The organism is Streptomyces lancefieldiae (assembly GCF_031845825.1).
In the GTDB taxonomy this organism is placed as follows: Bacteria; Actinomycetota; Actinomycetes; order Streptomycetales; family Streptomycetaceae; genus Streptomyces; species Streptomyces lancefieldiae.
Map to the genome: position 1 here is coordinate 1 of NZ_JAVRFH010000047.1, position 24,637 is coordinate 24,637.

22 protein-coding genes are annotated in these 24,637 nt (G+C 73.3%); 14 read left to right on the forward strand and 8 right to left on the reverse strand.

The window, feature by feature from the left end; all coding sequences use genetic code 11:
• The first annotated feature begins 184 nt into the window (after nucleotides 1–184).
• From RM812_RS32110 to RM812_RS32120, 3 genes are all read left to right on the forward strand, one after another.
• Nucleotides 185–1,285: a protein phosphatase 2C domain-containing protein gene (locus RM812_RS32110; RefSeq protein ID WP_394816543.1), complete on the forward strand. Its 1,101-nt coding sequence runs from the start codon at nucleotides 185–187 to the stop codon at nucleotides 1,283–1,285.
• A gap of 28 nt (nucleotides 1,286–1,313) precedes the next feature.
• Nucleotides 1,314–3,056, forward strand: coding sequence for a pyruvate dehydrogenase (locus RM812_RS32115; protein ID WP_311580537.1), 1,743 nt, complete (start codon nucleotides 1,314–1,316; stop codon nucleotides 3,054–3,056).
• Between the two features lie 123 nt (nucleotides 3,057–3,179).
• Nucleotides 3,180–3,578: an ATP-binding protein gene (locus RM812_RS32120; protein ID WP_311580539.1), complete on the forward strand. Its 399-nt coding sequence runs from the start codon at nucleotides 3,180–3,182 to the stop codon at nucleotides 3,576–3,578.
• 33 nt (nucleotides 3,579–3,611) lie between these two features.
• Here the strand turns inward: RM812_RS32120 and RM812_RS32125 are convergent, their stop codons facing one another.
• Nucleotides 3,612–4,667 carry a DUF2637 domain-containing protein gene (locus RM812_RS32125; protein WP_311580542.1) on the reverse strand — a complete coding sequence of 352 codons (1,056 nt, stop codon included), beginning with the start codon at nucleotides 4,665–4,667 and terminating at the stop codon, nucleotides 3,612–3,614.
• 478 nt (nucleotides 4,668–5,145) lie between these two features.
• On the opposite strand from RM812_RS32125, the gene RM812_RS32130 reads away from it, so the two are divergent.
• Nucleotides 5,146–5,739: an RNA polymerase sigma factor gene (locus RM812_RS32130; protein ID WP_311580545.1), complete on the forward strand. Its 594-nt coding sequence runs from the start codon at nucleotides 5,146–5,148 to the stop codon at nucleotides 5,737–5,739.
• Nucleotides 5,736–6,116: a hypothetical protein gene (locus RM812_RS32135; protein WP_311580549.1), complete on the forward strand. Its 381-nt coding sequence runs from the start codon at nucleotides 5,736–5,738 to the stop codon at nucleotides 6,114–6,116. Before RM812_RS32130 ends, RM812_RS32135 begins: the two co-directional genes overlap by 4 nt.
• Nucleotides 6,117–6,221: 105 nt before the next feature.
• Here RM812_RS32135 and RM812_RS32140 read toward each other — a convergent pair whose 3' ends face one another.
• Complete coding sequence (locus RM812_RS32140; protein ID WP_311580552.1) at nucleotides 6,222–7,067, reverse strand: (2Fe-2S)-binding protein; 846 nt, start codon at nucleotides 7,065–7,067, stop codon at nucleotides 6,222–6,224.
• A gap of 169 nt (nucleotides 7,068–7,236) precedes the next feature.
• Between RM812_RS32140 and RM812_RS32145 the strand changes: the two genes are divergently transcribed.
• Nucleotides 7,237–8,070, forward strand: coding sequence for a GntR family transcriptional regulator (locus RM812_RS32145; RefSeq protein ID WP_311580555.1), 834 nt, complete (start codon nucleotides 7,237–7,239; stop codon nucleotides 8,068–8,070).
• Nucleotides 8,071–8,081: 11 nt separating this feature from the next.
• Here the strand turns inward: RM812_RS32145 and secD are convergent, their stop codons facing one another.
• From secD to RM812_RS32165, 4 genes are all read right to left on the reverse strand, one after another.
• The gene (secD, locus tag RM812_RS32150) at nucleotides 8,082–10,382 is read right to left on the reverse strand and encodes a protein translocase subunit SecD (protein ID WP_311580558.1); all 2,301 of its coding nucleotides are present in this window, start codon (nucleotides 10,380–10,382) and stop codon (nucleotides 8,082–8,084) included.
• Between the two features lie 180 nt (nucleotides 10,383–10,562).
• Nucleotides 10,563–10,985, reverse strand: a complete 423-nt coding sequence (locus tag RM812_RS32155) for a hypothetical protein (protein WP_311580561.1) — start codon at nucleotides 10,983–10,985, stop codon at nucleotides 10,563–10,565.
• 128 nt (nucleotides 10,986–11,113) lie between these two features.
• The gene (locus tag RM812_RS32160; protein WP_311580564.1) at nucleotides 11,114–11,896 is read right to left on the reverse strand and encodes a response regulator transcription factor; all 783 of its coding nucleotides are present in this window, start codon (nucleotides 11,894–11,896) and stop codon (nucleotides 11,114–11,116) included.
• A gap of 2 nt (nucleotides 11,897–11,898) precedes the next feature.
• The gene (locus tag RM812_RS32165; RefSeq protein WP_311580687.1) at nucleotides 11,899–12,852 is read right to left on the reverse strand and encodes a HAMP domain-containing sensor histidine kinase; all 954 of its coding nucleotides are present in this window, start codon (nucleotides 12,850–12,852) and stop codon (nucleotides 11,899–11,901) included.
• 310 nt (nucleotides 12,853–13,162) lie between these two features.
• Between RM812_RS32165 and RM812_RS32170 the strand changes: the two genes are divergently transcribed.
• From RM812_RS32170 to RM812_RS32185, 4 genes are all read left to right on the forward strand, one after another.
• On the forward strand, nucleotides 13,163–13,492 hold the full coding sequence (locus RM812_RS32170; protein WP_311580567.1) for a TraR/DksA family transcriptional regulator: 330 nt from the start codon (nucleotides 13,163–13,165) through the stop codon (nucleotides 13,490–13,492).
• A 46-nt stretch (nucleotides 13,493–13,538) separates the two neighbouring features.
• A complete protein-coding gene (locus RM812_RS32175) occupies nucleotides 13,539–13,910 on the forward strand; it encodes a TraR/DksA family transcriptional regulator (protein WP_311580570.1) in 372 nt (123 codons plus the stop codon).
• Nucleotides 13,907–14,731, forward strand: a complete 825-nt coding sequence (locus RM812_RS32180) for a rod shape-determining protein (RefSeq protein ID WP_311580574.1) — start codon at nucleotides 13,907–13,909, stop codon at nucleotides 14,729–14,731. The genes RM812_RS32175 and RM812_RS32180 overlap by 4 nt, the downstream gene beginning before the upstream one ends.
• 221 nt (nucleotides 14,732–14,952) lie before the next feature.
• A complete protein-coding gene (locus RM812_RS32185) occupies nucleotides 14,953–15,594 on the forward strand; it encodes an Rv1733c family protein (RefSeq protein ID WP_311580578.1) in 642 nt (213 codons plus the stop codon).
• A 444-nt stretch (nucleotides 15,595–16,038) separates the two neighbouring features.
• On the opposite strand, the gene RM812_RS32190 is transcribed toward RM812_RS32185, so the two are convergent.
• Entirely contained in the window at nucleotides 16,039–16,827 is a 789-nt protein-coding gene (locus RM812_RS32190) for a hypothetical protein (protein ID WP_311580581.1), read from the reverse strand.
• A 174-nt stretch (nucleotides 16,828–17,001) separates the two neighbouring features.
• A complete protein-coding gene (locus tag RM812_RS32195; protein WP_311580584.1) occupies nucleotides 17,002–18,708 on the reverse strand; it encodes a PucR family transcriptional regulator in 1,707 nt (568 codons plus the stop codon).
• Nucleotides 18,709–19,009: 301 nt separating this feature from the next.
• On the opposite strand from RM812_RS32195, the gene RM812_RS32200 reads away from it, so the two are divergent.
• The 4 genes from RM812_RS32200 (at nucleotide 19,010) to RM812_RS32215 (ending at nucleotide 24,632) form a co-directional block, all read left to right on the forward strand.
• On the forward strand, nucleotides 19,010–19,900 hold the full coding sequence (locus RM812_RS32200; protein ID WP_311580587.1) for an FAD binding domain-containing protein: 891 nt from the start codon (nucleotides 19,010–19,012) through the stop codon (nucleotides 19,898–19,900).
• Nucleotides 19,900–20,520 carry a (2Fe-2S)-binding protein gene (locus RM812_RS32205; protein ID WP_311580590.1) on the forward strand — a complete coding sequence of 207 codons (621 nt, stop codon included), beginning with the start codon at nucleotides 19,900–19,902 and terminating at the stop codon, nucleotides 20,518–20,520. The genes RM812_RS32200 and RM812_RS32205 overlap by 1 nt, the downstream gene beginning before the upstream one ends.
• A 2-nt stretch (nucleotides 20,521–20,522) precedes the next feature.
• The gene (locus RM812_RS32210) at nucleotides 20,523–22,907 is read left to right on the forward strand and encodes a xanthine dehydrogenase family protein molybdopterin-binding subunit (RefSeq protein WP_311580593.1); all 2,385 of its coding nucleotides are present in this window, start codon (nucleotides 20,523–20,525) and stop codon (nucleotides 22,905–22,907) included.
• A gap of 267 nt (nucleotides 22,908–23,174) precedes the next feature.
• Nucleotides 23,175–24,632, forward strand: coding sequence for an NCS2 family permease (locus RM812_RS32215; RefSeq protein WP_311580596.1), 1,458 nt, complete (start codon nucleotides 23,175–23,177; stop codon nucleotides 24,630–24,632).
• Nucleotides 24,633–24,637 lie beyond the last annotated feature (5 nt).

The following is a 24,637-nucleotide window of genomic DNA, read 5'->3' on the forward strand; positions in this document are numbered from 1 at the left end:
CCGCCCCGCACCGCCACCCCGGGAGGCCCCCGAAGGGTTCGTGCCTCCGCCTCCCTGGGAGGCCCCTACCGAGCCTGCGCCCCTGCCGCCCCGGAATCTCCGCGACGCGCCTGCGCCTCCGCCGGGTCGGGATGCCCCCGCCGTGCCAGTACCCGTGCCGCCCCGGGATGCCCCGGAAGGGTTCGTGCCTCCGCCGCCCCGGGACACCCCCGAACGGTTCGTGCCCCCGCCACCCATGGACGCGCCCGGCGTGCCGTTCGCCTCTCCGCGAGGTGCCGCCGCGCCCCCGCCCGCCGCCCGCGACTACGTCGGCTCCGGACCGCCCACCTACGAGGCCGAGCCCACCGCCCTGCCACCCGCCGACCCCGACGGGCTCGACGGGCTGGTGGCGGACACCGTGCTGGACGGCGCCCGGTACGGGTCCTGCACGGTGCGAGCCGTCTCCGTGCGGGGGGACTCCGCGCGCTACCGGGGCGCCCCGCGCCGCGACGCGCTGCTCGTCGCCCGCTTCGGCGCGGGCGAGCGGGCGCTGGTCCTGGTGGCGATGGCGACCGGCGCCCGCGCGAGCGCCGGGGCGCACCTGGCCGCCGCCGAGGTCTGCCGGTGGATCGGCCGGGCCGTGGGCCACAGCCACGTCCGGCTCGGCGAGGACCTGAGGGCAGCCCGGCGCAGCGAGCTGAAGTCCGGCCTGCACCGCCTCACCGACCGCAGCCTCGGCAGGCTCCGCGCCGGTGCCGCGGAACAGGGCCTGGCGCCGCACGAGTACGCGGCCACCCTGCGCTGTCTGCTGCTGCCGGCCGACCCGCGGTGCCGTACGCGGGTGTTCTTCGGCGTCGGCGCGGGCGGACTGCTCCGGCTGCGGGACGGCGCCTGGCAGAACATGGAACCGCGCCGCGGGGACGTCGTCGGCGAGCCCGTCGTCGGGTTCGGCTCGGCGCCGGGCGAGAAGCAGGACGAGACGTCGAGCGGGACGTCCCAGGGTGATCGGCTCACCATGGACCTCGGCATCACCACACCGCCCGGTCCGTACGACGAACCGCCCGTCGGGCCACCCCGCGAGCCCTTCCGCTTCCGCGCCTCCGTAGCCCGCCCGGGTGATGTGCTCCTGATGTGCACCGCGGGCCTCGCCGAACCGCTGCGGAGCGAGCCCGAACTGGGTGAACTCCTCGCGCGGCGGTGGTCCGGCGCCACCCCGCCCGGCCTCACGGAGTTCCTCGCCGACGGCCGCACCCGGGTCAAGGGCTACGCCGACGACCGTACGGTCGCCGCCGTATGGGAGGCGTGACGCCGCACGCTGTGCCATAGCTAGAGCCATGGCCAAACAGAACGTCGCGGAACAGTTCGTCGACATCCTCGCTCGCGCCGGGGTCGAACGTCTCTACGGAGTCGTCGGTGACAGCCTCAACCCGGTCGTGGACGCCGTGCGCCGCCACTCCGGCATCGACTGGGTGCACGTCCGGCACGAGGAGACCGCCGCCTTCGCCGCCGGGGCGGAGGCCCAGATCACCGGCAAGCTGACCGCGTGCGCCGGCTCGTGCGGCCCCGGCAACCTCCACCTCATCAACGGGCTCTACGACGCCCACCGCTCCATGGCGCCCGTCCTCGCCCTCGCCTCGCAGATCCCGTCCAGCGAGATCGGCCTCGGGTACTTCCAGGAGACCCACCCCGACCAGCTCTTCCGCGAGTGCAGCCACTACAGCGAACTGATCTCCAGCCCGCAGCAGATGCCGCGGCTGCTGCAGACCGCGATCCAGCACGCCGTCGGCCAGGGCGGCGTCAGCGTCGTCTCCCTGCCCGGTGACATCGCCGGGGAGCCCGCGCCGGAGAGGGCCGTCGAGACCGCCCTGGTCACCACACGGCCGACGGTGCGGCCCGGCGACGAGGAGATCGACCGGCTGGTGCGGCTGATCGACGACGCCGACAAGGTCACCCTGTTCTGCGGCAGCGGCACGGCGGGCGCGCACGCCGAGGTCATGGAGCTCGCGGGGAGGATCAAGTCGCCGGTGGGGCACGCGCTGCGCGGCAAGGAGTGGATCCAGTACGACAATCCGTTCGACGTGGGGATGAGCGGGCTGCTCGGCTACGGCGCGGCCTACGAGGCCACCCAGGAGTGCGACCTGCTGATCCTGGTCGGCACGGACTTCCCGTACAACGCCTTCCTGCCCGACGACGTGAAGATCGCCCAGATCGACGTCCGGCCCGAGCACCTCGGCCGGCGTTCCAAGCTGGACCTCGCGGTGTGGGGCGACGCGAAGGAGACACTGCGCTGTCTGATCCCCCGGGTGAAGGAGAAGAAGAACCGCCGCTTCCTCGACCGGATGCTGAAGAAGCACGCGGAGGCGCTGGAGGGCGTCGTCAAGGCGTACACCCGCAAGGTCGACAAGCACGTCCCGATCCACCCCGAGTACGTGGCGGCCGTGCTGGACGAGATCGCCGACGACGACGCGGTGTTCACCGTCGACACCGGCATGTGCAACGTCTGGGCCGCCCGCTACATCTCGCCCAACGGCCGCCGTCGCATCATCGGTTCCTTCTCGCACGGCTCGATGGCGAACGCGCTGCCGATGGCGATCGGCGCCCAGTTCACCGACCGGCGCCGGCAGGTCGTCTCGATGTCCGGCGACGGCGGGTTCACCATGCTGATGGGCGACTTCCTCACCCTCGTCCAGCACGACCTGCCGGTGAAGGTCGTCCTGTTCAACAACTCCTCGCTGAGCATGGTGGAGTTGGAGATGCTCGTCGCGGGCCTGCCCTCGCACGGTGTGGCCAACGTCAACCCCGACTTCGCCGCCGTCGCCGAGGCCTGCGGTGTCCTCGGGGCGCGGGTGGAGAAGCCGAAGGATCTGGCGGGGGCGCTGAAGGCCGCGTTCAAGCACAAGGGGCCGGCCCTCGTCGACATCGTCACCGACCCCAACGCCCTGTCCATCCCGCCGAGGATCAGCGCCGACATGGTCACCGGCTTCGCCCTGTCCGCGTCGAAGATCGTGCTGGACGGAGGTGTCGGCCGCATGCTCCAGATGGCCCGCTCGAACCTGCGGAACGTGCCGCGGCCGTGACCGCACGGATGTTGCCCGGAATCGACATGACTGTCCGGGGCCCGAACGGGCAAGGCTTCCCCAGTGAAGATGTTCGAACAGGGGGGAACAGGGGGAAGCGACATCAGCACGCGGACGGGGGACATGAAGGGACACGCGGTACCACAGCTCCGGCGACGGCTCGGGCGGGCGGACCTGCGGGCGGTGCCCGAGACCCGGCGGGCCCTGCGCGAGCTGCTGCGGCACTGGGGCGGGCCGGGCCGGTCGGAGATCGCGGAGCTGCTCACGAGCGAGCTCGTCACCAACGCGCTCGTCCACACCGACGAGGGCGCCGTCCTGACCGCCACGGTCGGGCCACGCGGGCTACGGGTCGAGGTGCGGGACTTCGTCGGCCGGCTGCCCCGGCCGCGGGTGCCCGAGCCGGAGGAGAGCACCAACGGGAGGGGGCTGATGCTGGTGCAGTCCCTCGCCGACGACTGGGGGGTGCGGCGCTGCGAGGTGGGCAAGTCGATCTGGTTCGAGCTGGACGCCGAGGCCGCCTGAGGCGCCGGTACCCCGGCGCCTCAGGCGCTCCTCCTAGCCGAACTGCTGCTCCAGGTCCTTCAGCTTGCGCTCCAGGGAGTCCAGGCGCGGCAGGGTCTGGGTGTCGTCCTCCGCGGTGAGGTCGACGGTGACCGGGTCAGCTCCGCCGCGCAGGGGCTGCAGGGAGGGGCGCCGGTTCACGGGCAGTTGCTCCTGGGTGGGTATGGCAGGCTCCGCGGGGGCTCTCTCGGAGCCCCGCTCCAACTGCTGCACCTCGACCTCGACCTCGACCTGCCGGCCGCCGCCGCGGCCGGGGAAGCCCCGGTGGCCCCGGCTGATCGCCTTCAACCGGGCCCGCTCCAGGCGCTCCTGTTCGCGCCGCCGCTGCCGGGTCTCCTCCTTCCGGCGCCGGTCGTCGCGCACCTCCTCGACCGCCTCGTCGAGGCTGCGCACGTTCTCCAGGAGCATCAGCGACCAGGCGCGGTACGTCTCCCGGGGCGCCCGCAGCCAGCGGACCATGCGGATCTGCGGCAGCGGACGCGGCACCAGGCCCTGTTCGCGCAGGGCGGCGCGCCGGGTCTGCTTCAGGGCGCGGTCGAACAGCACCGCCGCCGACAGGGACATGCCCGCGAAGAAGTGCGGGGCACCCGCGTGACCGAGGCCGCGGGGCGCGTGCACCCAGTTGAACCAGGCCGCCGCGAACGCGAAGGTCCACACGAGTATGCGCGAGCCGAGCGCCGCGTCACCGTGGCTGGCCTCGCGCACCGCGAGCACGGAGCAGAACATCGCCGCCCCGTCGAGCCCGAACGGAACCAGGTACTGCCAGCCGTCGCTCAGGCCGAGGTTCTGCTCGCCGAAGCCGACCAGACCGTGGAACGAGAGCGCCGCGGCGACCGCGGCACAGCAGAAGAGCAGGACATAGGAGACGCTGCCGTAGACGGCCTCTTTGCGCCTGCGGCGCTCCTCCGCACGCTCCCACGAGTCGTCCGGGCCCGCGTCCTTCCCCGGGGAACGCTTGCCGCGCGCGAGCACCGCCACCGCCGCCAGCATGCCCAGGAGCAGCACGGCGCCCGGAAGCAGCCAGTTCAGCGATATGTCGGTCAATCTCATCTGGGGTCCCTCGCATTGGGATGGGGCGTCACGCCCGCCATGGTGGCCCAGACCCGGTGGCCCTCAGGGGGGTTTCGGGGCAAGACGCCGCCAAGGGAGTGCGAAGGTATGACCGGAGCGGCATTTGGCTCGAACTGTCTTGTCACGTACGGAAGTTGAGTTCGAACAAGAACACCCGGACGAGTGGTTCCGTGTGAAGTTCCAACGACGCGTGGGGGAGTTGTGAATCGACGCCGCGCCGGACGAGCCGCCGGAGACGACGCCCGAGCGCTGAATCCTTTCCGGGCCTTCTCGCCTCTTGTCCGTGCACCGGTCGAACGGGCCGGCGGAACCGGGAGGAAACACCAATGATGGTCATCGGCCTCGTAGTGATCGGAGCCCTGCTCGTGGGTGCGTGCGGCCTGCACCTGGTGCGGCGCCACAAGAGCGGAAGCTGACCAGTGCCTGCGTGCGGGGCGCCTCCCTGTAGGAGTAACGGATGAACCGACGCTTCCCCTGGCCGGACGAGCGGCTGATCAGGGCTGCCCAGGACGGCGACGTCACGTCGCTCACCACCGTCGTCACGGAATCGCAGCCTCATGTGCGCAAGTTCGCCCTGTCGCTGTGCGCCTCGCCGCAGGACGCCGAGGACGCGGCGCAGGAGGCGCTGATCATCCTCTACCGGAGGATCGGCACCTTGCGGGCCACTGGAGCGCTCGCCTCATGGATGTTCCGCATCGTGCGCAACGAATGCCTCCGGCAGGTACGTCTGCTCGTCCCGCGGAGCGCCGAGGCGACGGCCGAACCGGAGGCGTCCGCGGAACCGTCCGCCGAGGACGCGGTGCTGCACAGGCTGGAGGTGGAGCGGATCGCGGCTGCGGTCGGTGCCCTTCCCCGTGACCAGCGGCAGGTCCTGATCATGCGGGACGTGCAGGGACTGCCCGGCAGGACCGTCGCCCATTCGCTCGGTCTGAGCAACGCCGCGATGAAGTCGCGGCTGCACCGAGCACGGGCGGCACTGCGTCACTCACTGGCGGCCGCCGATCCGGCCGCCGATCCGGCCATCGACAGACCAGTCGGAGGGGACTCATGACCGTGAACACCGTCAAGCCCGCGCAGGGTGCGAAGGCCCTGCCCACCGCAAGGTCCGCGGCGCCCGGGAAGAGCTTCGCCGCCAAGTCCGTCCCGCGCCACCTGGCGCGCGGCGCCATCGGCTTCGGGCTGGTCATCGGCTCGATCGGCCTGGTGCCCGTCGCCGGGCCGGCCACCCTGCTGGCGGCCCCGTTGGCCCTGATCGCCTTTCGCGGCTGCCCCACCTGCTGGATGGTCGGCCTGGCGCAGACCATCTCCCGGGGCCGTCGGGAGCGCCGGTGCGCGGACGGCGTCTGCACCCTCGCCAAGGCGCACCCGGCGGCGAAGGCCGCGGACGAGCCGACGGCCGGCATCGCCGTCCCGGCCGCTTCCCGGTGACCAGGCCGACAGGGACCGGACCGAGGGCGGCGGGACGTTCCGCTCACGCAGGCCGTCGGACCGGCGGCGCGGGAGCCCAGGCGTCCGGCATCCGCCCGGTCCGGCTCAACCGGCCGCGGCGAGCAGCTTGTTGACGCGGTCCGCGTCGCAGGTGCGCGGGCAGGTGGCGCAGGTGTCCTCGGGGCGCAGGGTGTAGAACATGCAGCAGCTCGCCCGGTCCCGGGTGTGCAGCGGTTCGCCGTCGGGTCCCTTGAGCTCACGGAACGCGGCATCGCCGACGTACGGCTTGGTGGCGCCCGGCAGCAGCGACTCCAGCTCCTGCCGCGCCCGCTCCTGCTCGCCGAGCAGATGCGCGACGTACCACAGGCTCTCCACGACCTCGTCGGTCGCCATGCCCCACAGGGCGCGTCCGCGGCGCCGCATGCGCGGCCCGAAGCCCGTCAGCACCGGCTCCAGGTGCTCGGCGACCGCTGCCCGCACCTCGGCGCGCAGCGCTTCCTCGTCGGCGACCACGCGCGCGCCGGGCAGCGTGGCGGCCGGATCGCCGGGCAGGCAGGCGAAGCCGGTCGGCCGCGCGGCCAACCGGCCGAGGGGGAAACCGGTGGCGCCGCGGTCGTAGGCGACCCCGGCGGCGGGGTAGCGGGGCACCCGGCGGTGCAGGAACCACGGCACGGTGATCAGCAGGCAGGCCGGCCACGCGTACCGGTGCAGTCCGAAGCTGGCCACCACGTCCGGCCGGGCCCGCTGCCCGTAGTCCCGCAGCACCTGGGCGTCGTCCCAGGCGAGGAACGCCTCGAGCTCGGCCCCGCCCGCCGCGAGCGAGCCGGCCGTGACCCATCCGCCGCCGTGCGGCACCTCCTCGTCCGCGCCCAGCTCGGTGACGCCCAGCCCCGGAAGGACCTCGGACAGGCGCGCGTAGGCGTCCGCGACGGCCGAGCGGGTGACAGGCATGCGGGACCACCGATCCACGTCAGAACAACGGGCTTGCTTGAGGTAAGCCTTACCTTACCCAAGATCCCCGGGATGTGAACTGACGGGCCGGTGCCCTTATGGTGCTTGACGGACAAGTGACAACCCGCCGTAATGGCACCAAGTACCGACACGTCCCGTAGGAGGACCCGTGAAGCCGAGCGCGCAGGGCTCCGCCGGGACGGGGATCGCGAGCGTCCGGACCGCCGCGTCGGTCCGCGTTCCGGCCCAGGCCGGCGTCGCCGACCCGGAGGGGGACGACCCGGACCGTGACGACCGGGCCCGCGGCGGCACGGAACCGGTCGGGGCCGCGCGCGGCGAGCACACGCACAGTGAGCCCCCGCTGTCCCGCCCGCGCCCCCTCGTCCAGCGCTCCTCCGTGCGCGGGCAGATCCTCGACGCCCTGCGCTCCGCGCTGGTGGCCGGCGAGCTCCGCCCCGGCGAGGTCTACTCGGCGCCGGTGCTCGGCGAGCGGTTCGGGGTCTCGGCCACGCCGGTACGGGAGGCCATGCAGCAACTCGCCCTGGAGGGCGCCGTCGAGGTCGTCCCCAACCGCGGCTTCCGCGTCGTCGAGCGCGGCGCCCGGGAACTGGCCGAGCTCGCCGAGGTGCGCGCCCTGATCGAGGTCCCGGTGATGCTGCGCCTGGCCCGTACGGTGCCCGCCGAGCGCTGGGCGGAGCTGCGCCCCCTCGCCGAGGCCACCGTCCGGGCCGCGTCGTCCGGCTGCCCGGCCACGTACGCCGAGGCCGACCGCGCCTTCCACCGCGCGGTGCTCGCGCTGGCCGGCAACGACCAGCTCGTCCGGATCGCCGGTGACCTGCACCGCCGCGCCCAGTGGCCGCCGGCCGGCGCCCCCGCGGTACGGGGACGGGCCGACCTGATCGCCGACGCGCACGAGCACACGGCGCTGCTGGACGCGCTGATCGCCGGCGACCTGGGCGTGGTGCGCACCCTGGTGGGAGGGCACTTCACCGGCGCGCCCTGAGCGGTGACGCCCTACGACACCTCCTGCCGCTCCGAACGGCTCGCCGGCACCTTCTCGCCGGTGGCCCGGCCCTTGCGGCGTCCGGCGCGGGACTCGGCGCCGCGGCCGTGCAGCTCGATGGCCAGCGGAGCGGCAGTGAACACCGAGGAGTACGTGCCGACTCCCACGCCGATCAGCAGCGCGAGGGCGAAGTCGGTGAGCGAGTCCTCGGCGAGGACGGCCAGCGAGGCGAGGATGAGCACCGCCCCCAGCCCCGTGTTGACCGTACGCGGCAGGGTCTGGAGGATCGCCTGGTTGGTGAGCCTGTCGAACGGTGTCCTGCGGTCCAGGCCCAGCAGCTCCCGGACGCGGTCGAAGAGGACCACCGAGTCGTTGACCGAGTAGCCGATCACGGTCAGCAGCGCGGCCAGGAACACCCCGTCGATCGGCTTGCCCAGCCACGCGAACACACCGACCAGGATGATCACGTCGTGGGCGAGCGCGCTGACCGCCGCGGCGCCGAACAGCCACCGGAAACGGGCGGCGAGGTACAGGAGCTGGGCGCCGAGGGCCAGGGCGAGGGCGATCAGGGCGTCCCGGCGCAGCTCCTCGCCGAGGCTCGGGCCGATCAGCTCGTCGCGGACCTTCTCCGTCTCGCCGCCCAGTTCGCCGACGGTCCGCGTGACGGTCGCCGCCTCCGCGTCGGTCAGCTCCTCGGTGCGCACCGTGAGGTCGCCGTCGCCGGAGGACTGGACCACGGCGCGGGGGAAGCCCGCGTCGGCGAGGGCGTCACGCGCCCGGTCCGGGTCGACCCGGGTGGCCGTGGAGTACTCGATGAGCCGTCCGCCGGTGAACTCGATGCCGAAGTCGAGGCCACGGGCCACGATGCCGGAGCCGGCCAGTACGAGGACGACGGCGGAGGCGGCCAGCCAGCGGCGCGGCCGGCGCATCAGGAAGGGGTCGCGGCGCAGCAGGGCGTCGCGGACCGGGCCGGTGGTCGAGATGCCGGTGATGTGGGGGCGGCGGAAGACCGACGGGCGGCTCGCGGCGAACTCGGCGAGCACCCGGGTGATCACCAGGGCGCTGACCATGGAGGCGAGGACACCGATGCCCAGGGTGACGCCGAAGCCCTTCACGGGGCCGGACGCCAGGAAGAACAGCAGGGCGGCGGCGATCAGCGTGGTGATGTTGGAGTCGGCGATCGCGCTGAAGGCGCTGCGGAAACCGGCGGTCAGCGCCGAGCGCGTGCTGGGACGGCTGCGGGCGGCCTGTTCCTCGCGGGCGCGTTCGAACACGAGGACGTTGGCGTCCACCGCCATGCCGATCGCCAGGACGAAGCCGGCCAGTCCGGGCAGGGTCAGGGTCGCGCCGACCGCGGCCAGGGCGGCGTAGGAGATCAGGCCGTAGCAGAGCAGGGCCACGGTCGCGAGGGCGCCCATGAGCCGGTAGACGACGATGATGAAGAGCGCGGTGAGCGCGGTGCCGACGACGGCCGCCCAGGCGCCGGCCGAGATGGCCTCGTCGCCCAGGGTGGCGCCGATGGTGCGCTGTTCGATGGTCTCGACCGGCACGGGCAGCGCACCGCCCTTGACGAGCAGGGCCAGTTCGCGGGCCTCGGCGTCGTCGAAGGAGCCGGTGATCTGGGTGGAGCCGCCGGCGATGCCCGCTCCGCAGGCCACCGACGGGTCGACCTGCGGCGAGGAGATGATCTTGTCGTCGAGCACGATGGCGACCCGGCGCTGGGGGTCGCCGACCGGAGCGCAGGCGGCCTGGCCCGTCACCTCGGCCCACCGGTCGCTGCCCGCGTCCTTGAAGTCCACGGTGACGTGCCAACCGGCGCCGTTCTGCTGGTCGAACCGGGCGTCGGCGCCCTTGACGTCCTGCCCGGTCAGGGCGGCGGCCTTCAGACGCAGCGACTGACCGGACTCGTCCGGCAGAACGCGCTCGCCGTCGGTGCCGGAGGGGGCATCGGTGGCGCCGGCGTCCTTGCCGGTGTCCTTGCCGACATCCTCGCCGGTGTTCTCGGCAGGGCCGAGGACCGGGTGGACGGTGAGCTGAGCGGTGCGGCCCAGTACGGCGGCGGCCTGCTCGGGGTCCTGCACGCCCGGGAGTTCGACGACGACGCGGTTCTCGCCGGAGCGGACGATGGTCGGTTCGGCGACACCGAGTGCGTCGATGCGGCCGCGCAGCACCTCCACGGTGCGGTCGGTGGCCTCCCGGTCGGCCTTGGTGGTGGCGGTGGACCTGGTCTCCAGCACGATCTGGGTGCCGCCGCGCAGATCGAGGCCGAGACGGATCGGCATGGTCAGGGCGATGGCCACGGCCGCGGCCATCACGGCGAGGGCGACGAGCGCACGGCCCCTCAGGGAGTGGGAGCGAGAACGAGAGCGGGGACGAGAACGTTTCAACACGGGCCTCCGGCGGGCACGCCGCGGCAGCGGCCCAGCGCGGCCGCGGCGGAAGAAGGTGGAAGAAGGTGGAAGAGCTGGCAGAAGCTGGACGGAACGGGTGCCTCAGGTGCCGGAGGATGCGGGAGGCGCCCGCCCGCGGTCGTGGCTCGTGCGGCCGGGGGAGACGGCGGGCACGCCACCCGGTGCCGCCGGGGTCCGCGCGTGGGCGGCCGGGGCGGCACCCGCGTCGTGCGGGGCGGCGGCCGAGTGGTGGTCCGGTGCCGGGGGGCGCTCGCCGAGGGGGTCGTGCCGGGCTCGGGCCTGGGCGGCGCAGACGGGGGTGCAGCCGTCGTCGGCGCGGTGGTCGAAGGCCGGGTGGGGCACGGCCGTGGCGGCGTCGACCGGGAGGAGACCACTGGGCCCGACGTGTGTGCCGGCCGCGGGCCACGCGGGGACCAGGGCCAGCAGGAGGGCCAGCAGGGCGGTCAGGGCGACCGCGACCCGTCGGCCGGCGGGGGCGGGGGCGGTGCGTCGTGCGGGGCGCATCCACCGTCCCCTTTCGTGAGGTGGGTGATGGGCGATGGCTGACGGGTGTGGGCTGATGGGTGGCGGAGCCCGGGGGCCCGGGCCGGGGAGTGGGCGGCCGGGGCCCCCGGGCGGTTCGGGGGCCGGTGTCAGGGCTCGATGAGGCCGGCGCGGATGGCGTAGCGGGTCAGTTCCAGGCGGTCGCGCAGGCCGAGCTTCTGCAGGAGGTTCGCCCGGTGCCGCTGGACGGTCTTGATGCTGATGAAGAGCAGCTCGGCGATCTCCTTCGAGGAGTGGCCCTCGGCCACGAGCTTGAGGACCTCCTCCTCGCGGGGCGTGAGGATGTGGTCGGCGGACTCCTCGCCGTGCCGGACCCGGTCGAGGTAGTTGCGGATGAGGGCGGTGACCGCGCCGGGGTAGAGGAAGGGCTCGTCGCGCATCGCGGCCCGGCAGGCGGCGACCAGATCGCGGTCGGCGACGGACTTCAGGACGTATCCGCAGGCCCCCGACTTCAGCGCCTGGAACAGGTACTGCTCGTTGTCGTGCATCGTCAGCATCAGGATGCGCAGGCCCGGTTTCAGCGCGGCCAGCTCGCGGGCGGCCTGCAGCCCGGTCAGCCGGGGCATCGCGATGTCCAGGACCGCGAGGTCGGCGGCGTGGGCCCGCGCCATGTCGATGGCCTCCGCGCCGTCCCCGGCCTCGGCGACCACCTCCAGATCCGGCTCCCGGTCGAGGATGAGCCGCACGCCGCGGCGTACCAGAGCGTGGTCGTCGGCGAGCAGGATGCGGATCGTCGACGGATGGGACCCGGACGCCGCGGACGGGTCGTACGGGACGGAGGCGGTCGGCCCTGGGGTGGAGGCGCCGGACGTGGAGGTGCCGGACGTGGAGGCGCCGGGCGTGGAGGCGCCGGACAGGGACGGGTCGGGCATGGTCAGGGCTGCTTCCTGGTGACGGGTGCGGTGAGCCGGATGCGGGTGCCGGCGCCGGGTGCCGAGGTGATGTCGAGGGCCGCCCCGATGAGCAGGGCGCGTTCGCGCATGCCGCGGATCCCGGCGCCCTCGCACGCCGCCTCGATGCCGCGACCGTCGTCGGAGATGGTGAGCGTCACCGCACCCTCGGCGCGGCCCAGGCTCACCTCCAGCCGCTCGGCGTCCGCGTGCCGGGCGGCGTTCGTCATGCTCTCCTGCGCGACGCGGTAGAGGACCAGCTCGGTCTCCGGGTCCAGAGCGGGCAGCTCGGCGTCGAAACGGCGCACCACCCGCAGCCCGGTGTGCGTGGCGAAGTCGTGCGTGAGCGAGGACAGCGCGCTGATCAGGCCGAGGTCGTCCAGCACCCCGGGCCGCAGCCTGCGCACCAGGCGGCGGACCTCGTCCAGGCTCTCCCGGGTGATCTCCTGCGCCTGCTGCAGCTCGTTGCGCAGCGGCTCGTCGGCGTCGTCCGCGGCACGTCCCAGGACCAGCAGGATCGCGGTCATGCTCTGCCCGACCTCGTCGTGCAGCTCCTGGGCGATGCGGCGCCGCTCCGCCTCCTGGGCGAGCAGCACGCGGGCGGTGCTCGTCGCCCGCTCGTGCTCCAGCCGGTCGAGCATGGCGTTGAAGGTGCGGATCAGCTCGGGTACCTCGCCGCCGCCGGACACCGGCAGTCGCTGGCCGGGGCGCAGCAGGTCGACGGTGGTCATCAGCTTCGTCAGCCGGTCCAGCGGCGCCAGGCCCCAGCGCAGCAGGGTGCCGTTGGCCACCAGCATGACGCCGAGGCCGCCCACCAGGATGACCGCCTCGGTCAGCAGGACCGGCACGGACACGGTCACCGGAGCCCACAGCAGCAGTGCCGTGGCGAAGCCCAGCACCACCGCGTTGAGCCCGAAGATCCGCCAGAACAGGGACACCGGGGGGTACGCCTCCTTCTGCGACGTGGTCTGTACGCCTCTACTGTCGGTCATCGCGCACCCCGGTCGGGCGCTCGGCCCCTGGCCGCGACCGAGCCTGCGACCAGCCTGCCCTTCCCCGCCGAGCCGGGTCGATGGGGGCCGACCCCCATTTCCGGGAGGTGGCATACCCATACGGCCGACGCGCGGCGCCGCGCAGTGGATGCTCGGCCCCCGGGCAAATGGGGCCTGCGCCCGATGGGAAACGGTGACCGGCCCGGCCAGGGTGGAGGCAAGCAAGACTTACCGACACTGCAGGAAGGGACCCACCGTGTCGCTCGACGCCTCCCGCATCGAATCCCGCCCCGAGCGGCTGACCGCCCACGAGGCACGCCAGCGCCTCGAACACGCGCGCAACACCCGCCTGACCCAGCTTCAGGCCCTCGACGAGAGCGCCCAGGCGGAGGACGACCAGCTGGTGTCCGCGCAGAAGGCCGCCATCGAGCGGGTGCTCAAGGAGATCGACGAGGCCTTCGCCCGGGTCGACGGCGGCACCTACGGCACCTGCCTGGGCTGCGGCAAGCCCGTCCCGGGGGAGCGCCTGGAAATCCTTCCCTACACGCGGTACTGCGTCGCCTGCCAGCGCCGCGCCGCCGCCTGACCACCGTCCAGCCAGCCTTCCTCTCCCGCCCTGCCCAAGGGGTGAAGTGGTGAACCATCAGATCATCGGCGACCGCGACACGCGTCTGTCGCCCGAGGACCTCGCCGCGCTCCGGGACAGCCTCCACGAGCAGCGGCTGTTCCGCGAGGAGCAGCTGCGGCAGATCGCGACCGTTCCGTCCGGCGCCGACGAGCCGACCCGGCAGGGGTCCGCCGCGCGGACCGAGGTCCGGGTCGAACTCGCGGCCTCCGCGCGGATGGTCCTCGCCGACGTCGAAGCGGCCCTCGACCGCATGGCCGAGGGCCGCTACGGCCTGTGTCATCTGTGCCGGCGCCCCATCGACCGCGAGCGCCTGACGATCGTGCCGCAGGCCCGCTACTGCGCTCGCTGCCAGCAGGTGCGGGAGGCCGGGCGATGACCGTCATACGCCGGCCCCGCGCCGGACTCACCCGGCACCGGCCGTGGCCCCTGTGCCGGCAGTGCAGCGGCGTCGCCCTCGACATGGGCAGCGCCCGCACCCGTGCGTGGGTCGCCGGCCGGGGGGTGGTCCTCGACGTTCCGACCGTCACGTTTCCCGGGGCCGCCGCGGTGTACCCCATCCGGCGCGGCTCCATCGTCGACACCCAGGGGACGGCGCGGATGCTCGACCGGCTGCTCGGCCACCGCCTGCCCCGCCTCGCCCGTCCCCTGGTCGTGGTGACCGCGCCGGTACTGGACGGGTACGCCTACCGGACCGAGGCCCGTACGGCCGTGGAGGTGCTGCGCCCGCGCAGTGTGCTGACCGTCCCCAGCGCGCGGGCGGTGGCGCTGGCGGCGGGCGCGGACCTGTCCCGGCCGTTGCTCGTCGTGGACATCGGGGCGCATCTCACCGAGGTGGTGCTGCTGGTGGACGGTGCCGTCTTCGACGCGCGCCGCACCGCGCTGGGCACGGGGGACATCGGCGACGCCACCCCGTCCTCGGAGATCGGCGACGCGGTGGCCGACATGACGACCTCGATGCTGCGGCAGGACCGGACGTCCCTCACCGTCGACGCGCTGGGCAGGGGCCCGCTGCTGGCGGGCGGGGGCGCGCTGCGCCCGGACATCACCTGCCACCTCACCGGCAGGCTGCACGTGCCCCTGCGGGCCGTGCCGGCCCCGCACACGGCCGCCGTCCGCGGCGCGGCCAAGCTGCTGCAGGCCGCGCACTGCCACCCGTCGACCACGGGCACGGACCCACCCGACCGGCACCCGCGCTGACGCCGACGCCGCCCGGCGCACCGGTGCCGAGGGACTCACCTCCGTGCCGCTCCACCGGGGCCCGGCCCAGGCAACCGGCACCGACCGCGCACCATCCGCCCGGTGACACAGCCCTCGCCCCCGCGGCGTCCCGACGCACGACCCCAGACCCGCCCCCGCCCCCGCCCGACCGGGGGTGGGTCCGTTCCCGCTGGCCGGATCCTGGAAGGAGGAACACCACCATGGCCGGTGACACACCGCGAGCACAGCCACCGCCCCCCGATCCCGATCCCGGAGGGCACCACCCCCACCTGCTGTTCTGGCGATGGCGGCGCAACCCCCTGCGGCGCCGTACCGACCGGCTGCACGCCTGGATCGCCCTCGGGCTCCTGCTCGCGGTGCCGGCGGTGGCCGCGGCGGCGATGCTCGCGGTCGGCGACACCGCCTACCGCCACTACCGGAGCGCCGCCGAGCACGAGGCCCGGACCCGTGACCACCGCGCAGCGGTCCTCGTCCACGACGCCCCGCGCCATCCGGAGCCCGGCTCGGACGAGGCGAAGAAGGCCCGTTACCCGGTCGAGGTCCGCTTCCCCGGCCCGGGCGGAGAGACCCGGACCGGGAAGACGGACGTCGAACCGGGACTGCCCGCGGACAGCACCGTCCTGGTCTGGGTCGACTCGGCGGGAGAGATCACCGACCCGCCCCTGACCGCGGAGCAGATCCGCAGCCGCACGATGGGCTGGGCGATCCTCGCCTTCCTGGGCGTCGCCGTCATGGGCCTCGCGGCCCACGGGATCACCGGACTGGTCCTGCAACGGCGCAACCTGGCCGGGTGGGAGGCGGCCTGGGCCGTCACGGCTCCGCGCTGGTGCAGGTTGCCGTGACGGGGGGTGGGGCGTGCGCCTGCCCCGCTGTTGCGGCGTTCCGGTCTCCGGCGGTGTTGGGGTGCCGCGTCGGCTCTGGCGTACGGCTTGCGGGGCCTGGTCCTGCAACGGCGCAACCTGGCCGGGTGGGAGGCGGCCTGGGCCGTCACGGCTCCGCGCTGGTGCAGGTTGCCGTGACGGGGGGCGGGGGGTGGGCTGTCCTGCCGTTGTGGCGGCCCGGTCGCCGGCGGTGTTGGGTGCCGTGTCGGCTCTGGCGTACGGCTCACGGGGCTGGTGCTGCGAGGGCTCGACCCCGCCGGGTGGGAGGCGGCCCGGGCCCGTCACCGTCCCGCGTGGGAGCAGGCGGCCGTGACGGGGGCCGGGGCGCGGGCGTCGCCGCCCCGCTGCCAGGGGCGTCGGCTGCCGGGTCGGCCCCGGCCGAGGGGCCGACGGGGGAGCGGGCCGTCAGGCCGTCGCCGCGCCCGGCGCGGGGGGTGCCAGCTGTCGGGCCAGCCACGTCGGTACGCCGCCGAGCAGCCGGAACAGCCGCCGCGCCTCCTCGCGCAGTCGCGACGCCTCCGGTTCGGTCTCCGCGTCCGCGAGCGACGCCAGCGCCGGTGCCGTACCGACGAGGTATCCCAGCTCCTCGCGGATGCGCAGCGACTCGGCGAAGCCGTGCCGGGCCTCGGCCAGCTCCCCTTCGCGCAGGGCGAGGCCGGCCAGGTGCCGCCAGGTGAAGGACTGGAGCAGCGGATCGGCGTGCGCGGTGGCCCCGGCGTGGGCGCGCCGGTACGCCGCGCGGGCGGCCTGCGGAGACCGGGTCAGGTTCTCCGCGAGCAGCCCCCGCCGGAAGTCCAGCAGCGCTCGCCCCCTGGCCCCCGGCGCGATCAGCGCCGCTGCCCGGCCCAGCGCGGCCCGCGCCTCGTCGGACCGGTCGCGCACCCTGTGCACGGTGGCGGCGTAGGCGAGCTGCCCGCGTTCACAAGCGGCGGCCCCGCGCTCGTCGTCGCTGTGGGCCAGCGCCTCGGCGGTGCGCAGCGCGTCCTCGGCGTCCGCCCAGCCCTGCTCGGTGTACAGGCACCGCTCGACCAGCAGCGCGGTCCGCTGCAACGCGGTGGCCGCGGTGACCGGCTCCAGCAGGGCCGCCGCGTCGGCCCAGCAGGCGCGTGAGCGCAACCGCCATACGGCGGTCTGGAGCGGATCGTCACCCTCGGTCGTTCCCCAACCAGAACCAGCCATGGCGGAATGCGCCACGTCGCCCTCCCCTTAGCACGCCATCGAGCTCACGAGTGGTGGGCGCATCTCAGCACGGATCCGGCGGCCCGGCCAAGGGTCTGGGTGAAAAATTTCACAAAGTCGTGGGACTTCCGCTCCCGAGGTTTGGGACCGTTCCGCGGCTTCCTGGCGCGGCTGCCCACGCCCCGCGGCTCAGCTCATCCGCAGTGCCAGGAAGAAATCCAGCTTGTCCTCCAGGCGTGAAAGATCACGGCCGGTCAACTGCTCGATCCGTCCGACGCGGTAGCGCAGCGTGTTGACGTGCAGGTGGAGCCGGGTCGCACAGCGGGTCCACGAGCCGTCGCAGTCGAGGAAGGCCTCCAGCGTCGGGATCAGCTCGGCGCGGTGGCGCCGGTCGTAGTCCCGCAGCGGGTCCAGCAGTCGGGCCGTGAAGGCGCGGCGGACGTCGTCGGGGACGAAGGGGAGGAGCAGGACGTGCGAGGCCAGTTCCTGGTGGCCGGCCGCGCAGACCCGGCCGGGGCGTGCCGCGGCCACGCGCCGCGCGTGCCGGGCCTCCTCCAGCGCGCCCCGCAGCCCCTCCGCGGAGTGCACGGCGGCGCTGACGCCGAGGGTGATCCGCCCGTCGCCGTCCAGCCCGGCCGACAGCGGCTCCCGTACGGACTCCAGCAGCGCCTCCGCGAGGATGCCGGTCTCGGAGCCGTCGTGCTCGCTGGAGACCGCCGGCAGCGGTACGAGGGCGACGGCCTCGTCCCCGGTGTGCGCCACCGCGATGCGGTCCACGTGCTCGGGGCCCGTGGCGAGCGGGTCGACGAGGATCTCCTCCAGCAGGGTCTGGGCTACCGGGCCGGCCTCCGTGCCGCCGTCCTCCCACTCGACGCGGGCGACCACGACCTGCCAGTGGGGGGCCGCGCCGAGGCCGGGCAGCAGCACCGGCGCCGCGACCCGCAGCCGGGCCGCGATCTCGGCGGGCGCGGCACCCGTCTGCACCAGCTCGAGCACCTCCTGCGCGAGCCGCCGCCGCACCGTGCGCGCCGCGTCCCGCCGGTCCCGCTCGACGGCGATCAGCTGGGTGACCCCGTACAGCAGGTCGAGCCGTTCCGCCGCCCAGTCGCCCGCGTCCGCCTCCACGACCAGCAGCCAGTCGGACAGCACCGTCTCGCGCACGTCCCGCCCGGCCCCCGAGGCCTGCGGGCCGCGTGCTCCCCCGGCCGCCGCCGGGTTCCCCCCGCCGTGCACCGGGAAGAGGCTGTACGTCGTACCGCGCAGCGGCACCCGGTGCGGCGCGCGCCGGCCCGCGCGGGTGGCCGCCAGATGCTCGGCCGCCAGCTTCGCGCACACCTCGGCGGGCAGCGCGGGACCCGCGGCCTTCGGGCCGGCGACCGGCCGGCCGGTCGGGGAGAGCACCCAGGCCCGCAGGTCCAGGTCGGAGCCGAGCAGGTCCAGGACCACGTCGGGGCCGCCGCCCGCCGGGCCGGAGGTCATCATCCGGCGGTGCCGGTCCACCACGGCCGCCAGATCCCCGGCCCGCTCGCCGGACACCTGCCGGACCACGTGCTCGGTGATGGTCGCGAAGGCCACCGACTCGTTCACCGCGAACAGCGGCAGCCGGTGCCGTACGCACGCCTGTATCAGGTCCTCCGGCACGCTCCCCAGCTCCGCCTCACCGGCGCCGAGCGCGGCCACCCCGGCCTGGACGAGGATCCGCACGAAAGGCTCCGAGTCGGCGGCGTCCCGGCGCCAGGCCAGGCCGGTGAGGACCAGCTCCCCGCCCGAGAGATAGCGGCTGGGGTCCCGCAGGTCCGTGGTCATCACGCCCCGGACGGAGCGGTCCAGCTCGTCCTCGCCGCCGAGCAGCTTGAGGCCCAGCGCGTCGGTGTCCAGCAGTGCGCGCAGCCGCATTTCTCGTCGCCGCCGTTCTTTGTCTCGAAGTGTTCCAGGTCACGCGGCTGTGTCGCCCGATTTCCGGAGGGACCAGAGGAAAACAAGGAGGTTACTGATGACCTCCTTTCATACGAATCTACAAGATGCCTGCCCTGGCCAGCCAACTCCTTCATGGTTTCTGCGACTGACCCCGGTGGAGCAACGGGCGGTGTACTGAGCCCACTCCACGTGAACAGCACATGAACGAGCCGGGCCCGCCGCACACGGATTGGCTCAATCTGTACGCCTCACCAGACGAAGACGAAGAAGAGAGCCGGTCATGGACTTCCTTCGCCCCGCCAGCTGGGAGGAGGCGCTCGCCGCGAAGGCCGAGCACCCCACCGCTGTGCCGATTGCGGGTGGCACCGACGTGATGGTCGAGATCAACTTCGACCACCGGCGGCCCGAGTACCTCATGGACCTGAACCGCATCGGCGACCTCGGTGAGTGGGAGACCGGCGAGGACTCCGTACGGCTCGGTGCCTCCGTGCCCTACACCAGGATCATGGAGAACCTGCGCACCGAGCTGCCGGGTCTCGCCCTCGCCTCGCACACGGTCGCCTCCCCGCAGATCCGCAACCGCGGCGGCGTGGGCGGGAACCTCGGCACCGCCTCCCCGGCCGGCGACGCCCACCCGGCGCTGCTCGCCGCCGGCGCCGAGGTCGAGGTCGAGTCGGTGCGCGGCGCGCGCCGCATCCCGATCGACGAGTTCTACACCGGTGTGAAGCGCAACGCGCTCGCGCCCGACGAGCTGATCCGCGCCGTGCACGTCAGGAAGGCCGACGGCCCGCAGCAGTTCTCGAAGGTCGGCACCCGCAACGCCATGGTCATCGCCGTGTGCGCCTTCGGCCTGGCCCTGCACCCCGAGACCCGCACGGTCCGCACCGGCATCGGCTCGGCGGCGCCCACCCCCGTCCGCGCCAAGGCCGCCGAGGAGTTCCTGAACGCGGCGCTCGAAGAGGGCGGCTTCTGGGACAACGGCAAGATCATCACCCCGTCGGTCGCCCAGCAGTTCGCTCAGTTGTGCTCCGCCGCCTGCAACCCGATCGACGACGTCCGGGGCACCGCGAGCTACCGCCGCCACGCGGTCGGCGTGATGGCCCGCCGGACGCTCACCTGGACCTGGGAGTCGTACCGCGGCGCCCGCCACACCACGGAGGGAGCCGCGTAATGCGCGTCAACTTCACTGTCAACGGACGTCCGCAGGAAGCCGACGACGTGTGGGAGGGCGAGTCCCTGCTGTACGTGCTGCGCGAGCGGCTCGGCCTGCCCGGCTCCAAGAACGCCTGCGAGCAGGGCGAGTGCGGCTCCTGCACGGTCCGCCTGGACGGCGTCCCGGTGTGCTCCTGCCTGGTCGCGGCCGGCCAGGCGCAGGGCCGCGAGGTCGTCACCGTCGAGGGCCTGGCGGACTTCGCCAGGGAACGCTCCTGCGGGACGGGCGCCTGCGGCGGCACCTCACTGGACGAGGCCAAGGAGTGGCAGGCCACGGGGCGACCGGCCGAGGGACGACAGGCCACGGGACGACAGGTCGAGGGAACCGACTCGCAGACCGGCGAGGGCGCCGAACTCGCCCCCATCCAACAGGCGTTCATCGACGCCGGCGCCGTCCAGTGCGGCTTCTGCACGCCGGGCCTGCTGGTCGCCGCCGACGAGATGCTCGAGCGCAACCCGAACCCGACCGACGCGGACATCCGCGAGGCGCTGTCGGGCAACCTGTGCCGCTGCACGGGCTACGAGAAGATCATGGACGCGGTCCGCCTGGCGGCCGCCCGCCAGTCCGAGGGGGTCTGAGCATGGCTGCCAACGGCGCACCCACGAAAATCACCCAGGGTTCCGGGACCAAGGGCGGCATCGGCGAGTCCACGCTCCGCCCCGACGGCACCCTCAAGGTCACCGGCGAGTTCGCGTACTCGTCCGACATGTGGCACGAGGACATGCTCTGGGGCCAGATCCTGCGCTCCCCGGTCGCGCACGCCGAGATCGTCTCCATCGACACGGGCGAGGCGCTGGCGATGCCGGGCGTGTACGCCGTCATGACCTACGACGACCTGCCGACCGACGTGAAGAACTACGGCCTGGAGATCCAGGACACCCCGGTCCTCGCCCACGGCAAGGTCCGCCACCACGGCGAGCCGGTCGCCATCGTCGCCGCCGACCACCCGGAGACCGCGCGCCGCGCCGCCGCCAAGATCAAGGTGGAGTACCGGGAGCTGCCGGTCATCACCGACGAGGCCTCCGCCACCGCCCCCGACGCGATCCTCGTCCACGAGAACCGCGACGACCACCACGTCGGCCACGTCCCGCACCCCAACATCGTGCACCGCCAGCCGATCGTCCGCGGCGACGCCGACGAGGCAGCGAAGCGCGCGGACGTCATCGTCAAGGGCGACTACTACTTCGGCATGCAGGACCAGGCCTTCCTCGGCCCCGAGTCCGGCCTCGCGGTGCCCGCCGAGGACGGCGGCGTGGACCTGTACATCGCCACCCAGTGGCTCCACTCCGACCTGCGCCAGATCGCGCCCGTGCTCGGCCTGCCCGAGGACAAGGTGCGCATGACGCTCTCCGGCGTCGGCGGCGCGTTCGGCGGGCGCGAGGACCTGTCGATGCAGATCCACGCCTGCCTGCTGGCGCTGCGCACCGGCAAGCCCGTCAAGATCGTCTACAACCGCTTCGAGTCCTTCTTCGGCCACGTCCACCGCCACCCGGCCCGGCTGCACTACGAGCACGGCGCCACCAAGGACGGCAGACTCACCCACCTGAAGTGCCGGATCGTCCTGGACGGCGGCGCCTACGCCTCCGCCTCCCCGGCGGTCGTCGGCAACGCCTCCTCGCTCGCCGTCGGCCCGTACGTGGTCGACGACGTGGACATCGAGGCGATCGCCCTCTACTCCAACAACCCGCCCTGCGGCGCCATGCGCGGCTTCGGCGCGGTCCAGGCGTGCTTCGCCTACGAGGCGCAGATGGACAAGGTGGCCAAGGAACTCGGCATGGACCCGGTGGAGTTCCGCCGGCTCAACGCCATGGAGCAGGGCACCATCATGCCCACCGGCCAGCCCGTCGACTCCCCGGCACCGGTCGCCGAACTCCTGCGCCGCGTCAAGGCGATGCCGATGCCGCCCGAGCGGCAGTGGGAGTCCAGCGAGGGCGCCGACGTACGGCAGCTCCCCGGCGGCCTGTCCAACACCACGCACGGCGAGGGCGTCGTGCGGGGCGTCGGGTACGCGGTCGGCATCAAGAACGTCGGCTTCTCCGAGGGCTTCGACGACTACTCCACCGCCAAGGTCCGCATGGAGGTCGTCGGCGGCGAGCCCGTTGCCACCGTGCACACCGCCATGGCGGAGGTCGGCCAGGGCGGCGTCACCGTCCACGCGCAGATCGCCCGTACCGAGCTGGGCGTCACACAGGTCACCATCCACCCGGCGGACACGCAGGTGGGCTCGGCCGGCTCCACCTCGGCCTCCCGGCAGACGTACGTCACCGGTGGCGCCGTGAAGAACGCCTGCGAGCTGGTGCGCGAGAAGGTCCTGGAGATCGGGCGCCGCAAGTTCGGCTCCCACCACCCGGCCTGGGCGACGGCCGAGCTGCTCCTGGAGGGCGGCAAGGTCGTCACCGACGGCGGCGAGGTCCTCCGCGACCTCGTGGACGTCCTGGAGGGCGAGGCCGTCGAGGTCGAGGAGGAGTGGCGGCACCGGCCGACCGAGCCCTTCGACCTGCGCACCGGCCAGGGCAACGGCCACGTCCAGTACTCCTTCGCCGCGCACCGCGCCGTCGTCGAGGTCGACACCGAGCTCGGCCTGGTCAAGGTCATCGAACTGGCCTGCGCGCAGGACGTCGGCAAGGCGCTCAACCCGCTCTCGGTCATCGGGCAGATCCAGGGCGGCACCACCCAGGGCATGGGCATCGCCATCATGGAGGAGATCGTCGTCGACCCGAAGACGGCGAAGGTCAAGAACCCCTCCTTCACGGACTACCTGCTCCCCACCATCCTCGACACGCCGACCATCCCGGTCGACGTGCTCGAACTCGCCGACGAGCACGCCCCGTACGGGCTGCGCGGCATCGGCGAGGCCCCCACCCTGTCGTCGACCCCGGCGGTCCTCGCGGCCATCCGGAACGCGACCGGGCTGGCGCTCGACCGCACGCCGGTACGGCCGGAACACCTGACCGGCACGGCGTGAGCAGGGGGCGTTGTCCGGATCGGGCCGACTGCAGGTAACGGCGCTCAGGATCCGAACGACACCCCGTGATCCTCCGGGCGGCGCACGGAACGTCACACACTCCGCGCCGCCCGGAGAGCACCCCAGGTCCCGTGCCGCTCGCGGGCCTTGACGCACCATCACCCATGCGTTCGCCTCGGGCCGTCCCCCGGGTCGTGCACATCCCGAATCCCGCAGCCGCCCCGGCGGTTGACACGGGTGCCCCTTTGAACCTTGGGAGACGGCCCCATGACCCAGCAGTCAGTGGAGCCCAGGACCACGGCCGAGGACGCGGGCGCGGGTTCCCGCGTCCCCGCCGGCCGGTCCTGGCTCGACCGCTACTTTCACATCACCCACCGAGGATCCACGGTCGCGCGCGAGGTGCGCGGCGGCGTCACCACCTTCATGGCGATGGCGTACATCGTCCTGCTCAACCCCGTCATCCTGTCCGGCAAGGACGCCGCGGGGGACACCCTGGGCCAGAAGGCCCTGATCACCGCGACGGCGCTCGCCGCGGCGGTCACCACGCTCCTGATGGGCTTCGTCGGCAAGGTGCCGCTCGCCCTGGCCGCCGGTCTCTCGGTGTCCGGGGTGATCGCCGGCCAGGTCGTGCCCCAGATGACCTGGCCGCAGGCCATGGGCATGTGCGTGATGTACGGCGTGGTGATCATGCTGCTCGTGGTCACCGGGCTCCGCGAGATGATCATGAACGCGATCCCGCTCGCCCTCAAGCACGGCATCACCATGGGCATCGGCCTGTTCATCGCCATCATCGGCCTGGTGAAGGGCGGTTTCGTCCACAAGGGCGAGGCGACCCCGCTCACGCTCGGCCCCACCGGTGAACTCGCGGGCTGGCCCGTCCTGCTCTTCGCGGGCACCCTGCTCCTGATCTTCATGCTCCAGGCGCGCGACACCCCCGGCGCGATCCTCATCGGCATCGTCGCCGGCACGATCGTCGCCTCCCTGCTGAACGCCACCGGGGTCATCGACCCCGAGCAGTGGGCCAACGGCGCTCCCGAGCTGCACGGCAGCGCGGTCTCCATGCCCGACTTCTCGCTCTTCGGCGACCTGGAGTTCGGCGGCTGGGGCGAGGTCGGCGCGATGACGGTCGGCATGATCGTCTTCACACTGGTGCTGGCCGGGTTCTTCGACGCGATGGCCACCATCATCGGCGTCGGCACCGAGGCGAAGCTCGCCGACGACAAGGGCCGGATGCCGGGTCTGTCGAAGGCGCTGTTCATCGACGGCGCGGGCGGTGCCATCGGCGGTGTGGCGGGCGGCTCCGGCCAGACCGTCTTCGTGGAGTCCGCCACCGGCGTCGGGGAGGGGGCCCGCACCGGACTCGCCTCGGTCGTCACCGGCCTGTTCTTCGCGGCCTGCCTCTTCTTCACGCCGATCACCGCGATCGTGCCGCAGGAGGTCGCCTCCGCCGCGCTGGTCGTCATCGGAGCGATGATGATGATGAACGCCCGGCACGTGGACTGGGCCGACCGGGCCACCGCGATCCCGGTCTTCCTGACCGTCGTCCTGATGCCGTTCACGTACTCCATCACGGCGGGTGTCGCCGCCGGCGTCATCTCCTACGTCGCCATCAAGGTGGCCCAGGGCAAGGCCCGGGAGATCGGCGCGTTCATGTGGGCACTGACGGTGATCTTCATCGTCTACTTCGCCCTCAACCCGATCGAGAGCTGGCTGGGCGTGCACTAGCCGCC